Here is a 23404-nt window from a genome sequence, read left to right as displayed (position 1 = left end):
ATAGCTATATAAAAAATCTAAAACATGCAAAATCAGCCACAAGTTAGCATCATCATGGGCAGCGACTCTGACTTACCTACCATGCAAGGCGCGATCGCAATTTGCCAACAATTTGATATTTCCCATGAAGTTGCGATTATTTCTGCTCACCGCACACCCGAAAGAATGGTGGAATTTGCCAAAACAGCCCATACTCGCGGCATTAAAGTAATTATTGCGGGAGCTGGTGGTGCTGCACATTTACCAGGTATGGTTGCGGCGCTGTCCCCTTTGCCTGTAATCGGTGTACCAGTTTCTACTCGACAACTTAGCGGTGTTGACTCTCTCTATTCAATTGTGCAAATGCCTAAGGGAATCCCTGTGGCGACAGTTGCGATCGGCAATGCTGATAATGCAGGGCTGTTAGCAGTCCAGATTCTAGCTAGTCACAACTCTGATCTTCTGCAAAAGGTATGTGCCTATCGAAAATCTTTAGCGGATATGGTGATGGAAAAGCAAGATAAACTTGACGAATTAGGAAGCGAAAAATATTTGCAACAAATGTGATGTATTTGCGCGGCTTGTAATTTTCAGCGCAACCCAATCTTGGGGTTTGCACCGCCTGCGGCGGTGCAAACCCTTCATAACGAGAATTTGCTGTAAAGCCCTGAATTTAGGGGATTTTCGACACGATCGCTGATAGGATAAAAGTCTAAAGTATTATTGCCTAGTACAGCATGGATTTTCAGTCGGTTATTTTGGCGTTGCAAAAATATTGGAGCGATCGCGGATGTTTGATTGCTCAACCCTACGACATCGAGAAGGGCGCTGGCACGATGAGTCCGCATACATTTTTGAGAGCAATCGGCCCTGAGCCTTGGAGCGTTGCCTATGTTGAGCCATGCCGCCGCCCCACCGATGGACGCTATGGACAAAATCCTAACCGCCTGCAACATTATTATCAATTTCAGGTAATTCTTAAACCATCGCCCGATGACGTGCTGGATCTATATCTAAACAGCCTTAAACATCTCGGTATCGATCCTGCCGATCATGATGTACGTTTTGTCGAAGATGATTGGGAATCACCGACCCTCGGCGCATGGGGTGTTGGTTGGGAAGTTTGGCTAGACGGAATGGAAGTCACCCAATTCACCTACTTTCAACAGGTTGGCGGCTTAGACTGTCGCCCCGTTTCTGCGGAAATCACCTATGGACTAGAGCGTCTAGTCATGTACTTGCAAGGGGTGGATTCGATCTACGACATTGTATGGCGATCTCACCCACAGCTAGGCGACATCAAGTATGGACAAGTACACCACCAAGGCGAAGTCGAGCATAGTGGCTACAACTTTGGTAACTTTGGCGGCAAGCCACAGGATTCAGATTTGCTCTTTGAATTGTTCTTACAATACGAGAAAGAAGCAGGACATTTATTAGAAGCTGAACTTGTATTACCAGCCTTTGATTATGTTTTGAAATGTTCACATTCCTTTAATTTGTTAGATGCTAGGGGTGTAATTTCGGTGACTGAGCGGGTACGTTACATCGGACGGATTCGTAACTTAGCGCGTCAAGTTGCCAAGCTCTATTACGCTCAAAGGGAAGCACTAGGCTTTCCTTTGGGGGCTGAGTTAGCACTACCCATTTAAAAGTTAGAGCGCAAATTGGAACATAGCTAAAAAAGAAAGAGGCGGTGCAAAGCACCGCCTCTTTCTTTTTTAGCTATAGTTAGTTGTCGCCAAGAGAGAAATTTGAAGAATAATATTGTAAACAGAGAGAGTCTCGAATGAAGTATTTTTTTCTGTCTCAAGGTTGGCAACTAAGAAGAGTATGGGAGGTCTCGGGACTATGGAATGATATGGCATGGCGACGCAAGCCCATAATTATTCCCATTGGCGTTTACCTTGTTGACGAAAAAGAGGAAATGCTTCTCTATAAAGTTGAAGAGGTGATCTAAGCTATAGAAGTGATCCCAGAAGAATTACCAAGCAGTAGTGAGTCTAGTGATAGTAAGCCTGCGATCGCACAGGTACGCATTACCCGATTGTTATCGGCAGAACAAGTTTTAGAAAGAATTATGCCTTTGCGATTGGTTAGCACACCATAGCGATTTGGCGATGCGGCTTGCAAAGCGTAAGCAATTGCTACTTGCTATACAACAAAGCTTAGAAGCATTAAGGCAAAAGGTTTTCTTTCATGGTGTGTATATCCTTTGCCCTAAGCACAAATAACTTTAGCTAAATGCGATCAGCATAATGCCATTTAAGTTTAAAAAGCTATAAGGCTTTTCCAGAGCAAGTTATCGCCAATACTTTCTAGGTTTTTGATATCGATTTGACTGCTGCTCGCGATTAAAAAAAAGAGATAAAAAAGAGATATTGAAATAACCCTTTATAAATTGTGACAATCTGTAATAAAAAATGATCCAACGACATAGTATAAACAAATAGGTAGGAAATTGAACTGCGCGAGATTGATAAAACCACAAGTGTTTATCTAAATCGAGTGAGTTTTTCCAACTATTTAAAACAAAGATTTTTCTAAGGTTTTCTGAAATAAACATCAGAATAACGCTTGGATCGGTCAATCATCCATCAGACTTTAATCAGTTTGAGGATGACATAAAAAATAAAAGATAATTACAAAACTGGAGATAACAGTATTATGTACGACGCATTTGCAAAGGTAGTATCCCAAGCTGATTCCAGAGGCGCTTATATCAGTGCTTCTCAAATTGATGCTCTAAGTGCAATGGTTGCCGATGGCAGCAAACGCTTGGACGCTGTAAACCGCATCACCAGCAACTCTTCTGCAATCGTTGCTAATGCTGCTCGCGCTTTGTTCGCTGAACAGCCTGCTTTGATCGCTCCTGGTGGAAATGCTTACACCAGCCGTCGTATGGCAGCTTGCTTGCGCGACATGGAAATCGTATTGCGCTATGTTACCTACGCTATCTATTCTGGCGATGCAAGCATCTTGGAAGATCGTTGCCTCAATGGTTTGAAAGAAACCTACTTGGCGCTTGGTACTCCTGGTTCTTCAGTTGCTGTTGGTATCGGCAAAATGAAGGATGCTGCGATCGCGATCGCTAACGATCCTAACGGCGTAACCCGTGGCGATTGTTCCGCTCTTATGAGTGAAATCGGTAGCTACTTCGATAAGGCTGCTGCTGCTGTTGCTTAGTTTTATTTCCTTAGTCTTGACTTTTATAGACTGGACTAAAGACTGAATAATTTAAGTTTTTTGATTGATTCCATTTCTTTCTGACTGAATTAATGAATTTTTCATCAGATCGTATTTACCTTAACAAGATTATTTTGGAGAACATCTCACAATGAAAACCCCTTTAACCGAAGCAGTATCCGCCGCCGATTCTCAAGGTCGTTTCCTCAGCACCACCGAAACCCAAGTTGCTTTCGGTCGTTTCCGTCAAGCTACCTCTGGTCTAGCTGCTGCTAAGGCTTTGAGCGAAAAGGCTGAATCTTTGGCTTCTGGCGCTGCTAACGCTGTATACAGCAAGTTCCCTTACACCACCTCCATGACTGGTGCTAACTATGCTTCTAGCCAAACTGGCAAAGACAAGTGTGTACGTGACATCGGCTACTACATCCGTATGGTTACATACTGCTGCGTAGTTGGTGGCACAGGTCCAATGGATGACTACTTGGTTGCTGGTATCGCTGAAATCAACCGCACCTTCGATCTTTCTCCTAGCTGGTATGTTGAAGCTCTTAAGTATGTTAAGGCTAATCATGGTTTGTCTGGAGACTCAGCTGTTGAAGCTAACTCCTACATTGACTATGCAATCAATGCACTTAGCTAATTTTTCGCTTTAAAGCAAAAAGCACCTCTTCGGGGGTGCTTTTTGCTTTTTAGGTACAGCGTTTTGCGCTAACCTTTACAAGCAAGTTATTCTATTTACGTTTTAGGGTATAGATCCCCCCCAGCCCCCCTTATAAAGTTACCGTGTACACACAAGTCATAAAAACTAGTCGAGTCAACAATTGATCGCCCCCTAGCCCCCAATTCTGGAGGGACAAGAAAATTCTAGTCTTTCAAAGTCCCCCAGCATTGGGGGATTTAGGGGGCTTAACACATTGAAACGTAGACAGAGAAACTTGTGTGTACACGGTGGCTTATAAAGGGGGGAGAATTAAAATTATCTTCTTCCCCCTTTATAAGGGGGATTGAGGGGGATCTTTAGTGACTAACGATAGCTGTCAAAATAAAACTATGAATGAAGAATCTGGCATTCCAGATGATAATCAATTAACAATCGAACAGGCGCTCATCAATCTCCAGAGTGAAGACTTGGGATTGCGAGTTTATGCGGCTTGGTGGTTAGGTCGTTTTCGGGTAAATTTGCCAGAAGCGATCGATCTGTTGATTTTAGCTTTGGCTGATGAAGCCGATCGCACTGAGGCGGGAGGGTATCCATTACGGCGCAACGCGGCAAGAGCTTTGGGGAAACTGGGCGATCGCAGGGCAGTACCAGCATTAATCAAGTCGTTAGAATGCAGTGACTTTTATGTGCGTGAAGCAGCAGCTCAATCGTTAGAAATGTTGGGCGATGATTCCTGCATACCATATATATTCGAGTTAATCAAAAATCCTAATTTCCAAGTTAGTTCTGACGCAGAACCAGAACATCCCTATGACGCTTTTCTGGAAGCATTAGGAACATTAAGAGCGGTAGAAGCAATTCCTGATATTTTGCCTTTTTTGGAGCATCCGATTCCTAAGGTGCAATATGCGGCGGCAAGAGCGATGTATCAACTTTCGGAGCCAGAGGTTGCTAATCAATATGGCGATCGCCTAATCATCGCCCTATCGAATGACGACCTACAACTGCGCCGCACAGTTCTGTCAGATTTGGGAGCGATCGGTTATTTGTCGGCGGCGGAAGCGATCGGCGATACGCTTGCCGAGAATAGCCTCAAACTAATTTGTCTGAAAGGATTATTAGAAAAACAAATTCCTCTTGCGATACCGCCAGCACTTACAGAAGGCGCAGTGAGAGTCATGGCACTGATGGATGATTTATTGTAAAGTAGAGAAGCGCAAAGCGCTTCTCTACTTTTTAAACCTATGACTGATCGCCTTTCTCAACTAATACAGGCTGTAGAAGAAGCAGATTCTTCTAAGCTTTTACTTGAAGCAGTCCAAAACCTAGCGGATGCTCAATTAGAAGGTGCTATCCCCATTTTGATTGAGGCGCTAAGCTATAACAATCCTGGTGCTGCTGTCGCTTCGGTGGATGGATTGATCAAGTTAGGAGATCCTGCTGTTCCTGCTTTGCTTGAGCTATTGGATATGCATAACTACACAGCGCGATCGTGGGCGATCCGCGCTTTAGCTGGCATTGGCGATCCGAGAGGTTTGATAACTTTGCTTGGTGTGGCGACTGCCGACTTTGCGATGAGTGTCCGCCGCGCCGCAGTCAAAGGATTGGGGATGATGAAATGGCATTGGTTTCCTGATGAACTCCGTGAGATGGCACAGGAAGAAGCTTTAGATGCGTTGTTGTTTGTCGCCCAGCAAGATGAAGAATGGGTCGTGCGCTATGCGGCGGTGGTAGGTTTGGAATCTTTGGCAATTACGATCGCGAATAGACATCCGACATGGCGATCGGAAATTCAAGTGCAATTTAATTTGATGGGATGTAACGACGAGGTTCTGGCGATTCGTGCTCGTGCTTGGCTTGCTCAGCAGAATTTACAACAAAGTTTCCAACAGATTTATCCAAATAATTTGGATATTGTTAAAAAAGGCGCAGCGGTTAAAGAAAAAGAATCACCTCTAACATCTGATGATTGGCAAAATATTCTCAATCACCTCTATGAAATCAAGCGTGAAGAGCGGCTTAGTTCAGTCGGCGAAGGCGATCCGCGACGTTTTCAGGACTTAGCATCTGCGATCGGGCAAAAATCCTCAAAAGATAATCCGCGCAATTAAGTTTGTGAGGCGGTGTTTCGCATCGCCTCACAAATAAAACCCAAGAGAGAGGTGCAGAGCTTTGCGCTGCACCTCTCTCTTGGGTTTTGATAAAGCTTAGTATTGAAGCTGTTTGATCACGAGGAGTGTTATATCGTCATAAACTCTACTTAAACCGATAAAATTCTTGAGATTCTGAATAATAGCTTCACAAATTGACTGAGCAGATTCTTGGCGATGATTTTGAACAAGCTGACATAAACGTTCTAGCCCATAAAACTGGCGATTTGGATTTTCTGCCTCAGTGATACCATCCGTATAGAGTACGACAATATCTTCGGGGTTAAGATTGATTTGAGCTTGCATAATAAATGAACTAATATCAGCCTCTAATCCAAGCGGAAACCCCAAATCATTGGTATCGATGCGCTCTACTGTCCCATCCGCTCTGACTACTATTACCTCTTCATGTTGTCCGACTAAACTCAGGTTTCCTTGAAAATAATCAAGTAACAGAAGCGTCATATTTTTGTCGGAATTCATCCTCGTAACATTTTCATACAATACAGTGTTCAAAGCTTTAAGAACCCGAATAGGATCTTTTTCCTGTAAAACGCTCATAGTCAGCACTGCCGTTTGAGCCATGATCATCAAAACACCACTTTCTAAACCATGTCCAGTGACATCTCCAATCCCAATTTTGACTCGCCCATTGTGATGTAAAACATCGTAATAGTCCCCACCAACTTCATTTGATGGTTCCATAAATCCTGCTATATCAAGCTCCTTAATAGTTTCCAGTTCTTCATCCAGCGGGAGCATCATCTGTTGTAATCGCCGAGTCACATTCAGTTCAGAACTCATTCGCAGGTTTTCTTCCTGCAACTGCTCGTTCAAATAGGTGATTTTAGAGTTAGCTGACTTTAGATCTTTGGTTCTTTTTTCAACTCGAGTTTCTAGTTGTTGATTTAACTCTTGTAAAGAAAGTTGGGCTTGGTTGCGCTCCTGTACAAACCCCTTAACTCGCAAAATAATGATCGTGGCTGTTACTAATAAAATCGGCAAACTCAATCCTGCAAGCAACAAAGATTGAAACAAAAACTGGCGATAGCGGGTGAGGCTGTTTTCAGTTTCCAGTGATATCGCATTTCGAGTTGTTAATATGCCATCGGAGTAGATTTGTTTTAGAGATTCATACTCAGTCCCCGATAAAATCTGCATTGCCTCTGAAGTTTTGCCTTGACGAACTAATTCAAACGATTTGGTCTCCAAATCAACAAGCTTTAGATTAGCCTCATCAGTCTTTTTGGCATTTGCATTATAAGTATTTGGAGTTTGTTCGATAATTTGCTTGAGCGTGATTTCTAACTGCGGCACAACCTGATTGTAACGAGATTCCCATTTCGGCTCGCCTGTCCCAGCGTACATTCGCGCTGACATAGTTAGCACTTCATCGTAGTAAATAATTTGGTTGCTCAAATTTTGTAATTTAAATTGGTTAGCGATCGCTTTGTCAAAAGCTTGATATGTGGAAAAGACATTCCAAGCTGAGGCTCCAAACAATAACCCACTAAATCCTAAAGAAAGGCTGATAAAGGTAATAAGATGGGAGCCTGAAACCAGTTTGATTTTTAGTGAATTCTGCATTTAGATTGCTGTTTGAGCTTTAATATCAGCATATTCTATATGCAAAAAAACTTTTGCTTACGTATTATTTTTCTCACCAAAAAGCATAAAATCATAGATGAAATTTCGCTTCACCTATGATTTTATGCTTTTTGGGACTATGGTTCTTAGAGAATCTCTTCGCGTTTTTCTCTAAAACCTAGCTCTATTAATGCTTTACGGATTTTTGCTTTGGAAGGCTGAACTTTGGGCATGGCAAGATTGAACTCGCGTGATGTTTCCAACATTTGCCTGATTAAAATATCTAGCAAGTTGTCATCGACATCTTCAGGAGCCTGCTCGATCCTGCCCTGATATGCCAAGGTGTACAGCTCTAAATGATGCTTACCCATTATTTTTGCCAACTTCCTAAGAGTCTCAGGAGTTGGACATGTTCCTTTAAAGCAAGCTCCTCTGAGTCTTGGTTGTGGTACGCCTGTTAATTCGGCAAGGTGATTCATACTAATGTCTTGCTCTTCTAAATATTGAAGAACATATAGCCCTAGGGGAGAGCAATCATCAGTTTTGACTTGTAACCTTGGTGGCATCGCTTAATATAAAAAAAATTTGTTAGATTTTCAAATAACAAGTAAATCTAACAGAAATGATTTTATACCAATTATAGCGATCGCCTTTAATATTAGGACGGGTAAAAGGCTTAAACACCTTGTTTAATATAATGTCTTAGGATTAGGTTTAAAAGCTTTGTGTTATATTTTCATTAAAATGAGGGAATCTAAATGAGAGCAGTAGAAGTCGCAGGTACTATTGATCGACAAGGGCATTTATTGCTAGATCAGCCGATCAATGTTGATGTTTCTATTCGTGTTCGTGTCATTGTGCTATTTCCTGAACCAATACAAGAATTAGCCGATGATCCTGATAACACTTCTATTGAAGAGATTAAAGCCAGTTTAAAAAGGGCTTTTCAACAAGCTAAAGCAGGACAGACTAGACCAATTTCTGAACTGTGGAATAGAATCGATGCCGAATGAAAATAATCAGATCTTTATTAGATTTGCTGATGAATTTGAGAATAGTCTTTACTCTTTATCCAAGAGATATATCGTAGTATCCGCAAAGATATCAAGATCGTACTTGAGCAAATTGAAACTGGGAATTTTGTTGGCGATCGCATTGCTGGTTTAGGAGAAGACTACATTGTTATCAAAGTCAGGGTTAAAAATAGCAATATTCAAAAAGGCAAAAGTGCTGGTTATCGCTTGATTTATCAAGTTGAGTCACCAATCAGCGTGCTTTTGTTGACGATCTATTCCAAGTCGGATCGAGATGACATTGGCTCAAATGAAATATTCAATATTTTATCTTCCATAAGAAACTCCGAACAAGGGGCTTAAGCCCCTTGTCTGTAAAAATGATTACGATCGCCAAGTCCCATGAAAACCCATCGGTACAATACTGGGTAGAGATAAACGACAAACTGGTTCGCCATCTATACGATCGCTATCAAATACCCATACTTCTGAACATTCGCGATCGCCATCAAACACAACGGTGATCACCCAACCAGTATCAGGATTGGATAGATCAGGCGCGAAAATTGGCTCCATCGGATAGCGATTTGTACCGAGATTGGCTTCGGTGAGAGTATGAGTTTGGTAGTCATAACGTGCGATCGCACCAAATATTTCTTGATTAATGACTGCATTGGGGCGATGCACAGAGAGATAAGTATAGCGAGAGTTTTGCCCAACTTGTGAAGGCGCGACACTAGGAAAATCACAACCGCGATCGCATAATTGCGAAGACTCCAGAAATTCGCCTGTGGTTGGGTTGAGGCGCATTTGCCAGAGAGTTCCCTTGGCAACGGTTTTCGTTTTACCCGAAGCAACTTCTTTGAGATATTGATTGGTCGCAAAGTCTGGATAGCACACTAAATCAAAGACAAGATTGCCATCGCGATCGCTGTAGCCATTGCCAAAATGCCACTGAAACCAAGGTTCGGCTTTGCTGCGACTGACCAATTCAAGATTGTGGCGATTAAACACTAAAATCTCCGTTCCTTCTTGGGGCTTCCATTGCAAGGATTCACTATAGCTTTGGAGATTTAGCAATACAGGAAATACATTCATCCGTAGTGGTGGCACACAGAAAATCAGATAATCACCTGCCATTACAAAGTCATGCACCATCGATAATCCTTGAAGATTTGTCTGACTCTTTTTGATCAGCTTGCCATTGCGATCGCTACGATAAATATTTAAAGTCGCATTCTTGCCATAGGAAACTCCAAAATTGAAAATCTCGCCAGTCTTTGGATCTCGCTTAGGGTGAGCGGAATAGGGCAAATGGTTCTCTAAACCTTCGAGATTCTCTAAACCGTAAGTTTCCAGAGTTTCCAAATCTAAAGCATGAGGCAATCCTCCCTCCCACAAAGTAAGCAGCTTGTCAGAGAGAGCAATTACAGAAGTATTTGCCACATTCTTAGAAGCCTTACCGAAACGTTGCCACCATGAACCTGTGGCGGTCATACCATAATTTCCGTAAATCAATTTATCGGCACGTTCTTCTTCCAAATATCCTTTGGTTTGGACATATCGATAAGTAGCACGAGCCTGTCCTTCAGCAAAATGCACAGCAAGAATTGCGCCATCGCCATCAAACCAATGTCCAACTTGGATACCTCCACGCTCCAATCTTCCAGGACCATTGCGATAAAGAGAGCCTTTGAGGTTTTCGGGAATCGTCCCTGAAATAGTCGAGATTTGGGTAAGGGGAAACTCTGTCGCTGGTTTAGCGATCACCTTTGCCCAAGATGCTGATTTTGCAATAGTTACAGTCATAATTCCCTCAATATAATTGCTAAATAGTTTGTTTTTAGGGTTAGTATGTGCGGCGCGAAGCGTCGCACATACTAACTACTGTTTTTAGGACGAGAAACAATTTCAAAATACTTAAAAATGCTTCTATGCTGATAACTTAAAGAGGTAATTCCAAGGAATGACCAAAGGATATAGCACTACGATGAAAGCGAAGATAATTGAGATCGCCCAATGAATCTCGTGATTCGGATCGCCGTAAATTAGTCTTGGAGCAATGTAAACCATCAGCCACAGAGCTTTGTAGACAACTTGGACTAGTAGAAGCGGACTGAATGCGATTGGGTGAAAGAGTCCTAATATAGAACCTATTAAAATAGCAGTCCATAATGAGCCAACAAGCGATCTCCAACCTTCGCTTTCCGCAAAATGACCACCAGCAACTGGAAAGATGTTAAATAGAGTCCCGATGGCGATGGGAACTAAAATTACAATATTGACAAAATATGGAAAATAGAGCACGTTCATTAAACTATTCTCAACAGATGTTTGATTGCAAAATCATATGAATGAATACTTATACTCAATAAGATGTGCCATCTTTATGGGTAAATTGCCATCCATCTTCATTTGCTTTCGCTACAAGATCATCATCGGGATAATGTCCTTGATCGTTGGGAGTGCGATCGCCAATTTCCAGATAAGTCGCAACTTCATCGGAATGATTATAAAGACAATGCCCGTCTGGCTCACCCGCAGGGAATCCCGCCGCTTGCCCTGCTGACAAAAGCGCTTCTCCTTCATCAGTAATCAGGGTTAATTCTCCTGAAAGAACATAGATGAACTCGTCTTGTTTGGTGTGCCAATGACGGAGCGCCGATCGCGATTTCGGTGGAAGCGTGGTCAAGTTCACTCCAAAGTTCTTTAACCCTGATGCCTCACCGAGACGTTTTTTCTCACGCCCTGCGACTACGGGTTTGAAGCGATCGGGATAGTTACTGCCTGTGCGATTGGGTACTTGATTGGGATCGATGATAGTCATAGGACACTCGCTTTGTTCATCAAATTAGTTTTAGTTCAAGAACATTGAAGAATAGTGCATACTTCATCAAATCGTTTTGATTGGAGTGAGGATTCTCGAATCCAGAAATAAAGCATTCCCATATCGCCCCACATCATCTCCAGATCGTCGTCAGAGTCTAACTGGAGCAGCAACAACCAATCAGAAGCACCAGCCTCCAAATCTTTTGCGATCGCATCGTTATATCCACTCGCATCACCACAGTAAAGACCATGGAAAGTAAGTTGACATTCTAATTGCATATCTCCTTGAATGTTAGCGGAATGCCCAAACATTTGATGCATTGGTTCATTCGCTGCTATCAATTCCTTTACATCTTCAATGAGATTGACATAATCATCCACGCTATCTTTAGGAATAGCCAATTGCTCGAATGCTAAAGAATCATAGCTAGGAAGAGATAAGACTTCACGGAATTGGATGGGATAGGATGGGAACAACCAGTCATTGTCAATATCAGCATTTTCTGGCAATAAAGATGGGGTAAGATCTTCGGTAGAAGGATGGTAAATAATTGCCGAGCTTCCCCGATCAGTTGGATCGAAACCCCAAGGTTGTTCGATCGCATCGTAGAAAAAATAAAGGATTCCAGAATCAGGCAAATTCTTAGCAGCAGAGAACTTTTGTAAATCATGACAGTTAATCTGAGCTAAGAAGCACAAGGGCTGACCATTCCACTGAGCCCACTGAAAATCAGCAGGAACATCAGGTAATCCACCAATGCGAGAAGCACCAACTACGCTTTCTTGGGAATCAATTTTGGAGGCATGAATAGCAGGACTGATTGCTGATTCGATAATATCCGCAAACATTCCCAAATTATGCTTGTGAATTAGTTCTGAGATTTGGCTGTTCATACATTCTAAAATCCGTTTTTAAACTGTCTTGAGCTTGAAGATGTTGACGATACCAAGCAATTGTATTACGAATTGCTTGGCGATGAGGTGTGGCAATATCACCAAAAGCTTCAACAAACTTAGAACTGTCAACAACAAATGGATTCTCAAATTGATACATCATCTCCACCGATTCGGCAGCCTCAGGAATGAAGAGTCCACCAATTCGCATCATCAATTTGCCCATGCCATTCATTTTTGGTGGTAGTTCCAATTCTTCAAAAAGAATATTCAGCATCTCTCTTGTGGAAATTGTCGGCGCGTTGGGAACATGCCAGACTTGCCCGATCGCTTCCTCTCGCTCGCCCAAAATGATCATGGCTCTAGCAAAGTCAACGATGTAAGTATAGGTGTGTGGCAGATCTAAGTTACCGATCGCTTCAGCAGGCTTGCCTTGCAAAGCAGGAATAAACACACGATCGCCAAATACAGAATTGAGAACGCCTTCACCATAGAAATCAGAGGATCTAGCGATCGCTACCTGTGCTTTTCCTGCGCGATGAGCAGTCATCAAGGTTTCCGCAAGTTGAGCGCGGATCTTACCCTTATTTGTCGTTGCGGCATAGGGCATATCTTCGCGCATTGGTTCCTTGACCTTGCCATAGCCATAGAGACTATCGCCGTAAATCAGCTTTGCGCCACTAGAGATCGCGCCTGCGAGAATACCTTGTTGCAAGGGAGGAAACTCTTTTACCCAAGCTTTGAAATTGTACTTTGGTCCCGCACAGTGATAAATCACTTCTGCACCTTGGCAAACTTTCTGGGTGAAGCGTGGATCGGCAGCATCACCGCGCACCAATTCCACACCTTGAGGCAAATCCTCTCGATTACTACGACTTACCATCCGTACTTGCTTTCCTTGTGCGACAAGTTGCTGGGCGATCGCCTTACCTAAAGTCCCTGTCCCAAAAACAACTTGAAACTCTTGTTGAGAAGCGTCCATGATTTCGTCTCCTATCGATAGCTAGTTTGGTTTCCTATATTCAACTAAGATAATATGCACTTAATTGAATATAGGAGATAATATATACTCAACTAAGTGCATATGTCAACCTCAAGTCTAGTTAATTTTCAAAAATATGTCCCTTGCTTACGCTATCTTGGTTTCATTGATTTGCGAGCCGAAAAGTGGTTATGATCTCGCCAAACAGTTTGATGGCACGGTAGGTTTTTTCTGGCAAGCCACACACCAGCAGATTTATCGTGAGTTAACCAAACTAGAGCAGCAAAACTCGATCATTGCTGAAGCGATCTCGCAAGATGGCAGACCAGACAAAAAAATATTCTCTGTTTCTGATACGGGGCTAGCGCACCTGAAAACATGGTTGCTGCAATCTAGCGAAGTTGCAACCGTAAAAGATGAGTTTTTACTTAAAATCTATGCTGGTTATCTGATTCCCGAAGATGCGATCGCCCAAAAGATCAACCACCATCGCCAACTGCATCAGCAGCAACTAGAAACTTATCTAGCGATCGAGCGCAACTTTTTTAGTTCACCTCAAGATTGCCCCAAAGAGTCTCGTTTTGCCTATTTAACACTCCGCCGAGGGATCAACTTTGAGCAAGGCTGGATCGATTGGTGTGATGAAGCTTTAGAGCTTTTAACAACTTGGCAGTAGCTGTACGAGTGGCGGTCGCTAGGCTAAAATTTGTAAAGCAATAAGCAAAACAAGAAATACAAATAAAACCTAAAAAGCAATGAGTGAAAAGATTGTATGGACTTCCGAAGCCGAAGCTAAGCTTAAAGATATTCCTTTCTTTGTTCGTCCTTTTGCCCGTAAAAAAATCGAGAAATATGCTCAAGACAATAATTTCTCACCAATCACTGTTGATGTTTATGACCAAGCAAAAAAGATGTTCAATAAAAAATATGATCAAATGAATTGAGAGAATGTACCTCCAGTAATTCTCATTATAGAAACTTTTTTGTTGGAAAGCTCTATGTAGGATGGCTTTCAACAAAACCAATCTTTTGGTTTTCACCGTCATTGACTAATTGGTTTCATAATGGAAATAGAGGTAATACGTCTCTGTGATATGTATTACCTCTAATCATTTAACGAAAGATTATGTGCAAGTTCTGACGTAGGGCTTACAAAACATGAATGAAACATCGGGGCATTCAGTAGGGGAATCAGTCTGGAAAAGACTGCGCCATGGCAACATCGCGACCTGCGAAGAAGCATTGCGGTTTTTAGTAGATATTGAAGGCAATGTTCATTTATCTTGGCTTGACCAAGATCTCACGCACCGGTTTTTTCGAGAATTTGAAGATCGCAGCATCTTGCCGCCAGTAATTCCGCTATTGCTATGGCGCAACTGTTTTTATATTGGTAGTCCCAAGCCTTTAACTGATGAACACATTAAGTTGATCAGCGATCGCACCTTGACTGATATCAAAACGATCAAGATTACAACGACTAGTTATCGCACATGGTTTCGCCGCCAAAATATTCCTAATCCTAACGAGATCCATTCGGCGCAGTCGATCAATCCGCTTACGGGGGAAACTGAGCAAGTTGATATTGTCGAAGCTACGGATCTTTATTTGTCTCAAGCTGTCGATCAAACCCGTCGGATTAATGCCTTAATGTCGATCGCTTTGCAACATCGGGCAAGTGACATTCATCTAGAGCCAACTCCCACTGGTTTACGAGTCCGCTTTCGTATTGATGGCATTTTGCGCGATATCAAAACCTTGCCCCTCGAAATTAGCCGCAAAATTATTGTCGCCCTGAAAGTGATGTCCGACATGGATATCGCCGATAGTCGTCGTCCTCAAGATGGTCGCATTGGCAAAGAATATACCAGCGATGAGAGTCTGCATCTTAATCTCGATATGCGAGTGAGCACATTGCCCTGTGTCTGCGGTGAAAAAGCAGTAATTAGGCTTTTGCCTCGCGACAATCCTTTCTCGAATCATTTAGAAAATTTAGGATTTAGCGATCGCACTCTGAAAATTTACGACAGTTGGTTACGACAGCCCCAAGGACTGATCATCATGACTGGCCCAACGGGTTCAGGCAAAACTAGTACCCTTTATACAAGTTTGCAGGCGATCGCCCAAGAACATGTCAACGTGATCACCGTTGAAGATCCTGTCGAATATATCTTGCCAAATATCACCCAAACCCAAGTCTGTGAACCCGCAGGCATGACTTTTGCTGCTGGATTACGTGCAATTTTACGTCAAGACCCTGATATTGTGATGGTGGGCGAAGTCCGCGATCCTGAAACCGCTGAAACCGTGGTGAGAGCTGCTTTAACAGGACATTTAGTCCTATCGACAATGCACACCAACGATGCTGCTAGTGCGATCCCCAGACTCAAAGATCTAGGACCAGATCCGGGATTAATTAGCGATGCTTTATTGGGTGTGGTCGCTCAGCGTCTAATTCGTAAAAACTGCCCTCATTGCTCAGCACCCCATCATCCCACTTTGTCAGAGCTGCAATCTCTCAGACTTGATCGCGAAGATATCGATCCCAGTCGTTGGCGTAAAGGTAAAGGTTGTGAAAAATGCTTTTTTACAGGTTATATTGGACGCGAAGCTGTGGTCGAATTGATCGATATTGATGATGCTTTTCGCCAAATGATTTATGAAGGCACGATCACCCAAATGAATCGTTATCTTAATGAGATTGACTTCAATTCATTTCGACTAGCTGCGATCGATAAACTCAACGCTGGCATAACCACAACCGAAGAAATTTTGCGGGTCTTACCCCGTAGCGCTATATACCGAGTCAATTCTCCCATTTTCCGCCAAGCCCATATCAAGGCAATAAACTCATAAATGAATAACCCCGCCGCAAGCGGACGGGGTATCAAATTCTTTTTTACTAGAATTTACTCACACCGCAGAGCGGTGGGGTATTTACCCTCTTAGTTTGAAATAAAAAGCCGCGCTTTGCGCGGCTTTTTATTTATGGTTGGACTATGGTTGAACTTTTACACCACGCCAAAATGCAATATGACCTTTAATCTGTTTTGCCGCATCCTTTGGCTCAGGATAGTACCAAGCTGCATCTTTGTTCGTTTCGCCATTAACTTCGACATTGTAATAGCTCGCTTCCCCTTTCCAGCCGCAAGTTGTATGCGTATTGCTAGGCTTGAAATATTCCATATTCAAAGCATCGGCAGGAAAATACTGGTTGCCATCCACGACTTCACAGCGATCGCTTTCCGCAAGGACAGCACCATTCCAAATTGCTTTTGTCATAAATTTGATGTTTTTACAATGATTTTATTTGTTATTGTAATCTTTGATAGACTCAGCTAGTCAACTTTAACGTTACTATAATTCTCTAGGCATAAAATACTAGATATCCTAGAAATTGTTTAGTTTTGATGTAATAAGGCTTGAGACATGCTTTTAATCACAGTTGGGACAGAACAATACCAATTTAACGCTCTAATGCATTGGATAGAGTTGTTAATCAAGTACCAACTAATTAATGAAGAGGTATTAGTCCAATACGGTTTTTCAACGCATTTACCTGATGGCTCTACAGCTTATCGAAATTTATCTGAGCAAGATTTTTTGAACTTTGTTGATCGAGCCAGTTTAATTATTAGTCATTGCGATGAAAATACGGCTCTACTATTAGAAGATAAAGATACGCCGTACGTTCTAGTGCCACGGTTACATAGATTTAGAGAATATATTGATAATCGTCAAATGGAAGTTGCTGATGAATTTGAGCACAAAGGGGTGGCGATCGCTAGATCCCCAGGCGATTTAGTCAAATTCCTCAAGTTACAACAGACAGCTACAGTAATTCCTAAAGTTGATGAGACTCAATTGTGTGAATATTTAAAAGATCGATATCCATCACAGAAATTAATGCTTGTCTGTGCTGCGGGTGGATATTTTCGATATATGCAAAGCCTCAAAAGTTTTTGGGAAAACTATAGCGATCGCTCATGGATATCTGTACGGACGAATACCACCGAAAGAGAGATTGAGAATGTTATTCGGTATTGGGGATATGCTCCTGTAAAAGACAACTTCGCAAATTTTATCCGTAATGTAGTTCTAGCCTTTAGGGTTGTGCCTCGTCAAAAACCAGATCTAGTTGTTTGTACAGGCTCAGGATTTTCTCTTCCTTATCTACTTATTGCAAGGTGGGTTTGCGGTAGTAAAGTTGTTTTTATAGAATCAAAGACTCGCTTTCAAGATATAGGTTTGCCAGCATGGATATTAATGAAACTAAATGTGCTTGACCTAATTGTCGTCAGAAGTAGGGCGATCGCAAGTCGATATTCTAAGTCTGTTTACATTCCTGTTAGTGATGGAAGTAATAATGAAATAACTCAAAATAGAGATTACAAACAAGCTTCAATTGTCACTTTTGATGAGATTGCATTCATCTTTAGTCCCGAAAGATTGGTGTTTTCTACAGCCAGAGAATTTTTGATTGATTTTCAAACTCTTTGCAATACTGACGAATCCTATAAGAAGATTGTGATCGATATGAGTCATACTACAGTTATAGATAGTGCTGGCTTAGGAGCTTTAACCAACTGTCTCAGGATGGCTACAGCCAATAAAACTAAATTGGCTTTGTGGAGTGTTAGTGAAGCTGTTGGGGATTTGATTGGACTATCTTCTCTTAGTAATTTATTTATAACTGAGCCAACCAGCAATACTTTTCGATTTTCTAATTCAATCCAAAGGACTAAAGTTAAAAATATTACGATGTCTGGTTTGCTGCTATTTCGGACACAGCAATTACTCAAGAAAATCCCTGTTCTCAGGATCTTTTATCCAATCCTAAAATTTCTTTTCCCTTTTATCGACATCGATCCTAGTGTACCTGTGCATCCTTCAGTTCGCAACCCTATTAAAAGGCTAATAGATATAGTTGGCTCACTAATTGGCTTAAGTTTTACTGCTGTCTTATTTGTTCCGATCGCGATCGCGATTATGGTTGAAAGCAAAGGTAATGTTTTGTTTGGACAAATCCGTTGTGGTCTATTGAGCAAGCCATTCCGAATTTGGAAATTTAGATCAATGGTCCAGAATGCTGAGCAGCTTAAAATAAAAGTTGACAATCAGATTGAGGCAAGTTCAAACGTTCCAATTGCTGATGGAGATGATACGACTGTAAGTGGCAAATTCTTTAAGAATGCTGATGATCCACGCGTAACCAAAATTGGTAAATTCTTAAGAAAAACCAGTCTTGATGAATTTCCACAATTTTGGAATGTTTTGGTCGGGGATATGAGTTTAGTCGGAACTCGTCCTCCCACCTTTGATGAGATTAACTCCTATGAATTAGAAGTTGAATATCATGATGAACGGTATACAGAATGGAATCGTCTAGATGTGAGACCAGGAATTACTGGCGTGTGGCAAGTGAATGGACGCTCTAATGTGAGAACTTTTGGCGAGGTAGTAAATTACGATATTGAATATCGTAAAAATTGGAGTATTTGGTACGATCTCAAGTTGATTGTCCAAACTTTTGTAGTTCTATTTGACAGAAAGAATAAGGCAGTGTAACGTATCAGCGATTTTTGTTTTTTTTGTTCGGGTTTGAACGCAAAGCATTGTATCCTTGTAAGCAATACACAGCGTCATATAGAAGAGATTATGGAACAGAATTGGTCTCAACTGCTAAAGCAGCTTATGGATAGACAAACCCTAATGAGCGAACAGGCTACAGCACTGATGCATGGTTGGTTAGAAGGAGCGATCGCACCAGAGTTGTCAGGGGCAATCTTGACGGCTTTGCAATTTAAAGGGATCGAGGCTTCTGAATTAGCTGCCATGGCAAATGTGTTGCAATCTCAAAGCGAAGGGCAAAAACTTAAAGATCAATTTGGTCATATTGTCGATCGCACTAAGCCTTTGATTGACACCTGTGGCACTGGGGGTGATGGCGCTTCGACTTTTAATATTTCTACTTCCGTTGCTTTTGTGGTGGCGGCGGCGGGAATTCCTGTGGCGAAACATGGCAATCGGGCGGTTTCTAGTCGCTCTGGTTCGGCGGATGTTTTAGAAGCGATCGGTATTCACCTTAGTACTTCAACGGAAAAGATTTACGAAGCTTTGCCTGCGGTGGGGATTACCTTTCTGTTTGCACCAAGTTGGCATCCTGCGATGAAAGCGGTCGGAGCAATCCGACGCAGCTTAGGTGTTCGCACGGTATTTAACTTGATTGGGCCTTTAGTCAACCCGCTCCATCCTACAGCTCAAGTTTTAGGAGTTTATAATAAGCCCTTAACGCATACTGTCGCTGAAGCTTTACGGTTGCTTGATCGCCAGCAAGCTGTAGTATTACATAGCCGAGAAGGAATGGATGAGGCAGGTTTAGGCGATCTTACTGATATTTCATTTTTGCGTGACGGTATTGTGACTGAAGAAGCGATCTCTCCTCAAGAGTTAGGATTAACTTCTGCGCCACTTGAGAGTCTGAAGGGTGGCAATGTTCAAGAAAACGCGGATATTTTACGTACAGTTTTGCAAGGCAAAGGCAGCAAAGCTCAAACTGATTGTGTCGCTCTAAATAGTGGCTTAGCCCTAAGAATTGGCGGTGCTGCTAGTACTTGGGCAGAAAGTGTGAGCCTTGCCTCAGAAATCCTTAAAAGTGGTGCAGCATGGTCAAAAGCAGAAGCATTGGTAAAATTCTTGCAGTAAAGCATAAATGGCGGTGCTTCGCACCGCCATTTATGCTTTTAGATTTATGGAAATAGATTATATTGCTCTATTTGTTTCAGATGTAGCGCGATCGCTAATTTTTTATCGTGATATTTTGGGCTTTAGCTTTGAGAAACCTGCTAAACCTGATGGCGCGGAAGGATATAGCGGCAAGCTAAAAATTGGGATTTACGATCGCAGTTGGTTACCAAAATTATTTGGTGATCGCGGCGAGCAGATTATTAGTGGCAATCCATTTTTACTGTCGATGACAGTTGATGATCTCGATCAGGTTTATCAACAAATATGCGATCGGCAGACAAATATTTTAGTAGATATCATTTCACCGCCAACTTTGACACCTTGGGGACAAAGAATTTTGTTTTTAAGCGATCCTGATGGCAACATGCTCGAAATTGTCCAATCACGTCTAAATAATTAGTGGTGCGCGGCTTTGCCGCGCACCACTAATTATTTAGACGTGATGAGATGCGGCGCGAAGCGCCGCATCTCATCTTTTGGGTCATAATTCATGTACGATTCTATATTGCATCTATTTTTCTGACTGAGACACTTGTGCCAAAACCGTTACAGCTAATGTGGGCATTGTCTGGACTGTTGCTGACAATTGCTAGTACGTTCATTCAACCATCCATGCTCCTGCCATCCCTCACAGGTCTGGGAAATAATGTTGCGATCGAATCGATCAGTGTCACTATGCAAATTGGTGCTGTTCTCCTCACAGGTTGCCTCGGTGGACGCTACGCTGCACTCTTATCGCAGATCACTTATATTACTTTGGGCTTAAGCGGATTTGGCGTATTTTATCAAGGTGGTGGCTTAAGCTACCTTAGATCTCCCGCTTTTGGATATTTGCTTGGATTCGTGTTTGGTGGATGGCTTTGTGGATTTCTAGCTTTTTTGAGACCACCAAGTTTAGCGCAGATGGCAATCAGTTGTTTTGGTGGATTAATAGCAATTCACCTGATCGGCATAGTCTATTTAATTGCAATTCAAATACCAAACTTTATGGCGATTCAAACTTCATTTTGGCAATATTCTGTCCAAGTTTTATCAGGTCAGTTTTTAGTTGTGTGCGCCACTATTGTGATCGCCACAATTTCCCGAAAATTATTGTTTTACTAACATCTAGCAATTCTAAAAGCGAAGGTAGGGTGGGCATTGCCCACCCTACCTTCGCTTTTAAAGGCTTACTAAGTTATCACGATGAATTACAGTTTCTTCGCCGTCAAAGCCGAGTAATTTAGGAATATCTTCTGATTGGGAGCCGAGAATGCGAAGAATGTCACTACTACTGTAATTTGATATGCCTCTGGCAATCTCTTTACCATCACGATCGCACAGACTCACAGACTCATTAGCTTCAAACTTGCCATCGACTTGGGTGATTCCCGCAGGTAATAGCGATCGCCCTTTGCGAATAACCGCAGTCACAGCCCCATCATCTAAAAACAGCTTGCCTAGAGGAACCATGCCATAGGCGATCCACCGTTTACGCGCATTAACCGTTTTGGGTTGAGCCGCAAATTGTGTGCCAAAGTTCTCGCCACGGAGAATTGCTGACAGGCGATCGGGGAAAGCCCCTCGCGTGATTACTGTACGAACTCCTGCTGCTGAGGCAATTCGTGCCGCATCAAGCTTTGTGGTCATACCACCAGTTCCCCATTGCGTCCCACCACCCTGTGCGCCTAGAGCCTGCTTTTCACCGATCGCTTGCCTAAGTTCTTGTAGTTCTGAATATTCTACAAATTCAATTGGCTTTGCATCAGGATTTTGACGAGGGTCGTCGGTATATAAGCGATCGACATCGGTCAATAGAAATAACCAGTCCGCCTCAACCAGACTTGCAACCAATGCTGAAAGCGTATCATTATCACCAAACTTCAACTCATCAACAGCAACCGTATCATTCTCATTCACTATCGGTACAACCCCCATCTCTAGCAACTCATGGAAAGTTGCATGGACATTCATGTAATGCTGCCGCTGGATCAGATTTCCTCGGGTTAATAAAACTTGAGCAACAGGCTGTTGTAACGAGCCAAAAAAGTCATCGTAAATCCTAATTAATCGTCCCTGTCCCACAGCCGCAACGGCTTGCTTTTTAGAGATTTTGCGGGGACGCTGTTTCAGCCCAAGCCTCCCGCATCCAATTCCCACAGCTCCTGAAGATACTAAGACAACACTATGTCCCTCCCGCCGCAAATGCACGATCGCTTCAACTAATTTGGCGATCGTTGCTAGTTGCAAATCCCCTGATTCGGGATGACTAAGACTAGATGTGCCAATTTTAATAACAATGATTTGCGGTTGCATTTGTAAAAGTTAGGATAAAAAATCTAGCGATTTTTTATCCTACAGCGCTTTGTGCTGAAATAAAACCCAATAATTTTGTTAAGAGTGTTGCTTTGCAACACTCTTAACAAAATTATTGGGTTTTAATAACCGATCGCAGCAAGATCAGGATGGAAGCTACCAACCTTGAGGCGATGGACTTCTGTTTCCATTACTCCATTAGGATAAAGTCGCAAATGACGAAATCCAGGGGGCTGACTATCGATTTGGAACTTGTGGTTTTGGGGCTGAAACTGGATACAGGTTGAAGGAGTCACCAGACAGCGGACTGAATTATGAGGCGTTTCATAAATTTGATCAAATTCTTGATGAGCATGTCCATTCAAGACGACTTTTATTTGTGGATGGCGATCGCAGATTTCCCAAAACTGATCTTGATTTTCTAAGCAAATCCCATCGATCCATTGAGAGCCTAATGGTACAGCAGGATGATGAAAGGCGATTAAGGTCGGGCGATCAGGATAAGCACTTAGCATATCTTCTAGCCATAATAATTCTGATTCTGCTAAGTATCCATGTACTGCGCCAACGACGACGGAGCTAAGTAATAAAATCCTCCATTTCCCGACATCTAGGGATCGGCTTAGATGAACGTATTCGCTAGGTAGGTGACTTTGCATTAAGGGCAAATCATCATGATTACCTGCTAAACAATAGGAATGAATACCAAACTTATCAAGCGATCGGCGCAAGCGATCGTAGGATGCAGCAGTACCATCTTGAGTTAAGTCCCCCGTCAAAAGCAACAAATCAATCCGTGGTAAGGTTCTTTTAACATCAACTAGAACTTCTTGAAAAGAAGATTCCGTTTGAACACCCACCAAAGAACTTTCGATATCTTCAAATAAATGAATATCGGTTAACTGTGCAATAGAAACAAAACTACCGTAATTCATCGTATTTTTCATACTACCTAGCTCGTACAAATAAGCTGTAAGTAGCAACTATTTATTTCTGTACTAATTTCTTAAAATGCTTTGATCAATCAAGAAATCAGCGATCGCTCAGCCCATAGAGCATATCCCTTGTTATTAACTTATGATAT

26 protein-coding genes are annotated in these 23404 nt (G+C 42.3%); 16 read left to right on the top strand and 10 right to left on the bottom strand.

Translation table 11 applies throughout. From position 1 onward, the window contains the following. Nucleotides 1–24 precede the first annotated feature (24 nt). The 8 genes from purE (at nucleotide 25) to APA_RS09375 (ending at nucleotide 5937) form a co-directional block, all read left to right on the top strand. Nucleotides 25–546, top strand: a complete 522-nt coding sequence (gene purE / locus APA_RS09410; RefSeq protein WP_201322031.1) for a 5-(carboxyamino)imidazole ribonucleotide mutase — start codon at nucleotides 25–27, stop codon at nucleotides 544–546. A gap of 170 nt (nucleotides 547–716) precedes the next feature. Further along, nucleotides 717–1631, top strand: a complete 915-nt coding sequence (glyQ, locus tag APA_RS09405) for a glycine--tRNA ligase subunit alpha (RefSeq protein ID WP_201322030.1) — start codon at nucleotides 717–719, stop codon at nucleotides 1629–1631. A gap of 137 nt (nucleotides 1632–1768) precedes the next feature. Next, entirely contained in the window at nucleotides 1769–1939 is a 171-nt protein-coding gene (locus APA_RS09400) for a hypothetical protein (RefSeq protein WP_201322029.1), read from the top strand. A 9-nt stretch (nucleotides 1940–1948) separates the two neighbouring features. After that, entirely contained in the window at nucleotides 1949–2089 is a 141-nt protein-coding gene (locus APA_RS09395; RefSeq protein WP_201322028.1) for a hypothetical protein, read from the top strand. 557 nt (nucleotides 2090–2646) lie between these two features. Further along, on the top strand, nucleotides 2647–3165 hold the full coding sequence (locus APA_RS09390) for a phycocyanin subunit beta (protein WP_103668512.1): 519 nt from the start codon (nucleotides 2647–2649) through the stop codon (nucleotides 3163–3165). A 151-nt stretch (nucleotides 3166–3316) separates the two neighbouring features. After that, entirely contained in the window at nucleotides 3317–3805 is a 489-nt protein-coding gene (cpcA, locus tag APA_RS09385) for a phycocyanin subunit alpha (RefSeq protein ID WP_201322027.1), read from the top strand. A 410-nt stretch (nucleotides 3806–4215) separates the two neighbouring features. Next, complete coding sequence (locus APA_RS09380; RefSeq protein WP_201322026.1) at nucleotides 4216–5031, top strand: HEAT repeat domain-containing protein; 816 nt, start codon at nucleotides 4216–4218, stop codon at nucleotides 5029–5031. Nucleotides 5032–5070: 39 nt separating this feature from the next. Beyond that, a complete protein-coding gene (locus APA_RS09375) occupies nucleotides 5071–5937 on the top strand; it encodes a HEAT repeat domain-containing protein (RefSeq protein ID WP_201322025.1) in 867 nt (288 codons plus the stop codon). Between the two features lie 96 nt (nucleotides 5938–6033). Here the strand turns inward: APA_RS09375 and APA_RS09370 are convergent, their stop codons facing one another. Both APA_RS09370 and APA_RS09365 read right to left on the bottom strand, forming a co-directional pair. Beyond that, on the bottom strand, nucleotides 6034–7563 hold the full coding sequence (locus tag APA_RS09370; protein WP_201322024.1) for a PP2C family protein-serine/threonine phosphatase: 1530 nt from the start codon (nucleotides 7561–7563) through the stop codon (nucleotides 6034–6036). 146 nt (nucleotides 7564–7709) lie between these two features. After that, nucleotides 7710–8129 (bottom strand): helix-turn-helix transcriptional regulator, encoded by a 420-nt coding sequence (locus tag APA_RS09365; protein ID WP_201322023.1) that lies wholly within the window; start codon nucleotides 8127–8129, stop codon nucleotides 7710–7712. Between the two features lie 192 nt (nucleotides 8130–8321). On the opposite strand from APA_RS09365, the gene APA_RS09360 reads away from it, so the two are divergent. Beyond that, complete coding sequence (locus APA_RS09360; protein WP_201322022.1) at nucleotides 8322–8576, top strand: hypothetical protein; 255 nt, start codon at nucleotides 8322–8324, stop codon at nucleotides 8574–8576. Nucleotides 8577–8960: 384 nt separating this feature from the next. Here APA_RS09360 and APA_RS09355 read toward each other — a convergent pair whose 3' ends face one another. The 5 genes from APA_RS09355 to APA_RS09335 form a co-directional block, all read right to left on the bottom strand. Next, the gene (locus tag APA_RS09355) at nucleotides 8961–10385 is read right to left on the bottom strand and encodes a carotenoid oxygenase family protein (RefSeq protein WP_201322021.1); all 1425 of its coding nucleotides are present in this window, start codon (nucleotides 10383–10385) and stop codon (nucleotides 8961–8963) included. 123 nt (nucleotides 10386–10508) lie between these two features. Further along, a complete protein-coding gene (locus tag APA_RS09350; RefSeq protein WP_201322020.1) occupies nucleotides 10509–10889 on the bottom strand; it encodes a hypothetical protein in 381 nt (126 codons plus the stop codon). 55 nt (nucleotides 10890–10944) lie between these two features. Then, nucleotides 10945–11403 carry a cupin domain-containing protein gene (locus APA_RS09345; protein WP_201322019.1) on the bottom strand — a complete coding sequence of 153 codons (459 nt, stop codon included), beginning with the start codon at nucleotides 11401–11403 and terminating at the stop codon, nucleotides 10945–10947. A 35-nt stretch (nucleotides 11404–11438) separates the two neighbouring features. Then, on the bottom strand, nucleotides 11439–12299 hold the full coding sequence (locus APA_RS09340) for a YwqG family protein (protein ID WP_201322018.1): 861 nt from the start codon (nucleotides 12297–12299) through the stop codon (nucleotides 11439–11441). After that, nucleotides 12262–13281, bottom strand: coding sequence for an SDR family oxidoreductase (locus tag APA_RS09335; protein WP_201322017.1), 1020 nt, complete (start codon nucleotides 13279–13281; stop codon nucleotides 12262–12264). Before APA_RS09335 ends, APA_RS09340 begins: the two co-directional genes overlap by 38 nt. A 136-nt stretch (nucleotides 13282–13417) precedes the next feature. Here APA_RS09335 and APA_RS09330 point away from each other — a divergent pair, with 136 nt between their 5' ends. The 3 genes from APA_RS09330 (at nucleotide 13418) to APA_RS09320 (ending at nucleotide 16134) form a co-directional block, all read left to right on the top strand. After that, on the top strand, nucleotides 13418–13957 hold the full coding sequence (locus tag APA_RS09330) for a PadR family transcriptional regulator (protein WP_201322016.1): 540 nt from the start codon (nucleotides 13418–13420) through the stop codon (nucleotides 13955–13957). A gap of 79 nt (nucleotides 13958–14036) precedes the next feature. Further along, nucleotides 14037–14225 (top strand): PCP reductase family protein, encoded by a 189-nt coding sequence (locus tag APA_RS09325; protein ID WP_201322015.1) that lies wholly within the window; start codon nucleotides 14037–14039, stop codon nucleotides 14223–14225. Nucleotides 14226–14439: 214 nt separating this feature from the next. After that, nucleotides 14440–16134: a GspE/PulE family protein gene (locus APA_RS09320; protein ID WP_201322014.1), complete on the top strand. Its 1695-nt coding sequence runs from the start codon at nucleotides 14440–14442 to the stop codon at nucleotides 16132–16134. 141 nt (nucleotides 16135–16275) lie between these two features. Here APA_RS09320 and APA_RS09315 read toward each other — a convergent pair whose 3' ends face one another. Beyond that, nucleotides 16276–16560: a DUF427 domain-containing protein gene (locus tag APA_RS09315; RefSeq protein ID WP_201322013.1), complete on the bottom strand. Its 285-nt coding sequence runs from the start codon at nucleotides 16558–16560 to the stop codon at nucleotides 16276–16278. Between the two features lie 147 nt (nucleotides 16561–16707). Between APA_RS09315 and APA_RS09310 the strand changes: the two genes are divergently transcribed. From APA_RS09310 to APA_RS09295, 4 genes are all read left to right on the top strand, one after another. After that, a complete protein-coding gene (locus APA_RS09310; RefSeq protein ID WP_201322012.1) occupies nucleotides 16708–18846 on the top strand; it encodes a sugar transferase in 2139 nt (712 codons plus the stop codon). A gap of 90 nt (nucleotides 18847–18936) precedes the next feature. Beyond that, on the top strand, nucleotides 18937–19983 hold the full coding sequence (trpD, locus tag APA_RS09305) for an anthranilate phosphoribosyltransferase (RefSeq protein WP_201322011.1): 1047 nt from the start codon (nucleotides 18937–18939) through the stop codon (nucleotides 19981–19983). 46 nt (nucleotides 19984–20029) lie between these two features. Then, complete coding sequence (locus APA_RS09300; protein ID WP_201322010.1) at nucleotides 20030–20425, top strand: VOC family protein; 396 nt, start codon at nucleotides 20030–20032, stop codon at nucleotides 20423–20425. 134 nt (nucleotides 20426–20559) lie between these two features. Further along, on the top strand, nucleotides 20560–21129 hold the full coding sequence (locus APA_RS09295) for a biotin transporter BioY (protein ID WP_201322009.1): 570 nt from the start codon (nucleotides 20560–20562) through the stop codon (nucleotides 21127–21129). 57 nt (nucleotides 21130–21186) lie between these two features. On the opposite strand, the gene proB is transcribed toward APA_RS09295, so the two are convergent. Both proB and cpdA read right to left on the bottom strand, forming a co-directional pair. Next, nucleotides 21187–22320, bottom strand: a complete 1134-nt coding sequence (gene proB, locus APA_RS09290; protein WP_201322008.1) for a glutamate 5-kinase — start codon at nucleotides 22318–22320, stop codon at nucleotides 21187–21189. Nucleotides 22321–22442: 122 nt separating this feature from the next. Beyond that, on the bottom strand, nucleotides 22443–23267 hold the full coding sequence (cpdA, locus tag APA_RS09285) for a 3',5'-cyclic-AMP phosphodiesterase (protein ID WP_201322007.1): 825 nt from the start codon (nucleotides 23265–23267) through the stop codon (nucleotides 22443–22445). Nucleotides 23268–23404: the final 137 nt, after the last annotated feature.

Source organism: Pseudanabaena sp. lw0831, assembly GCF_016584665.1.
Taxonomy (GTDB): domain Bacteria; phylum Cyanobacteriota; class Cyanobacteriia; order Pseudanabaenales; family Pseudanabaenaceae; genus Pseudanabaena.
The sequence above is the reverse complement of the archived record's forward strand: the minus strand, read 5'-3'. Positions and strand labels throughout refer to the sequence as shown.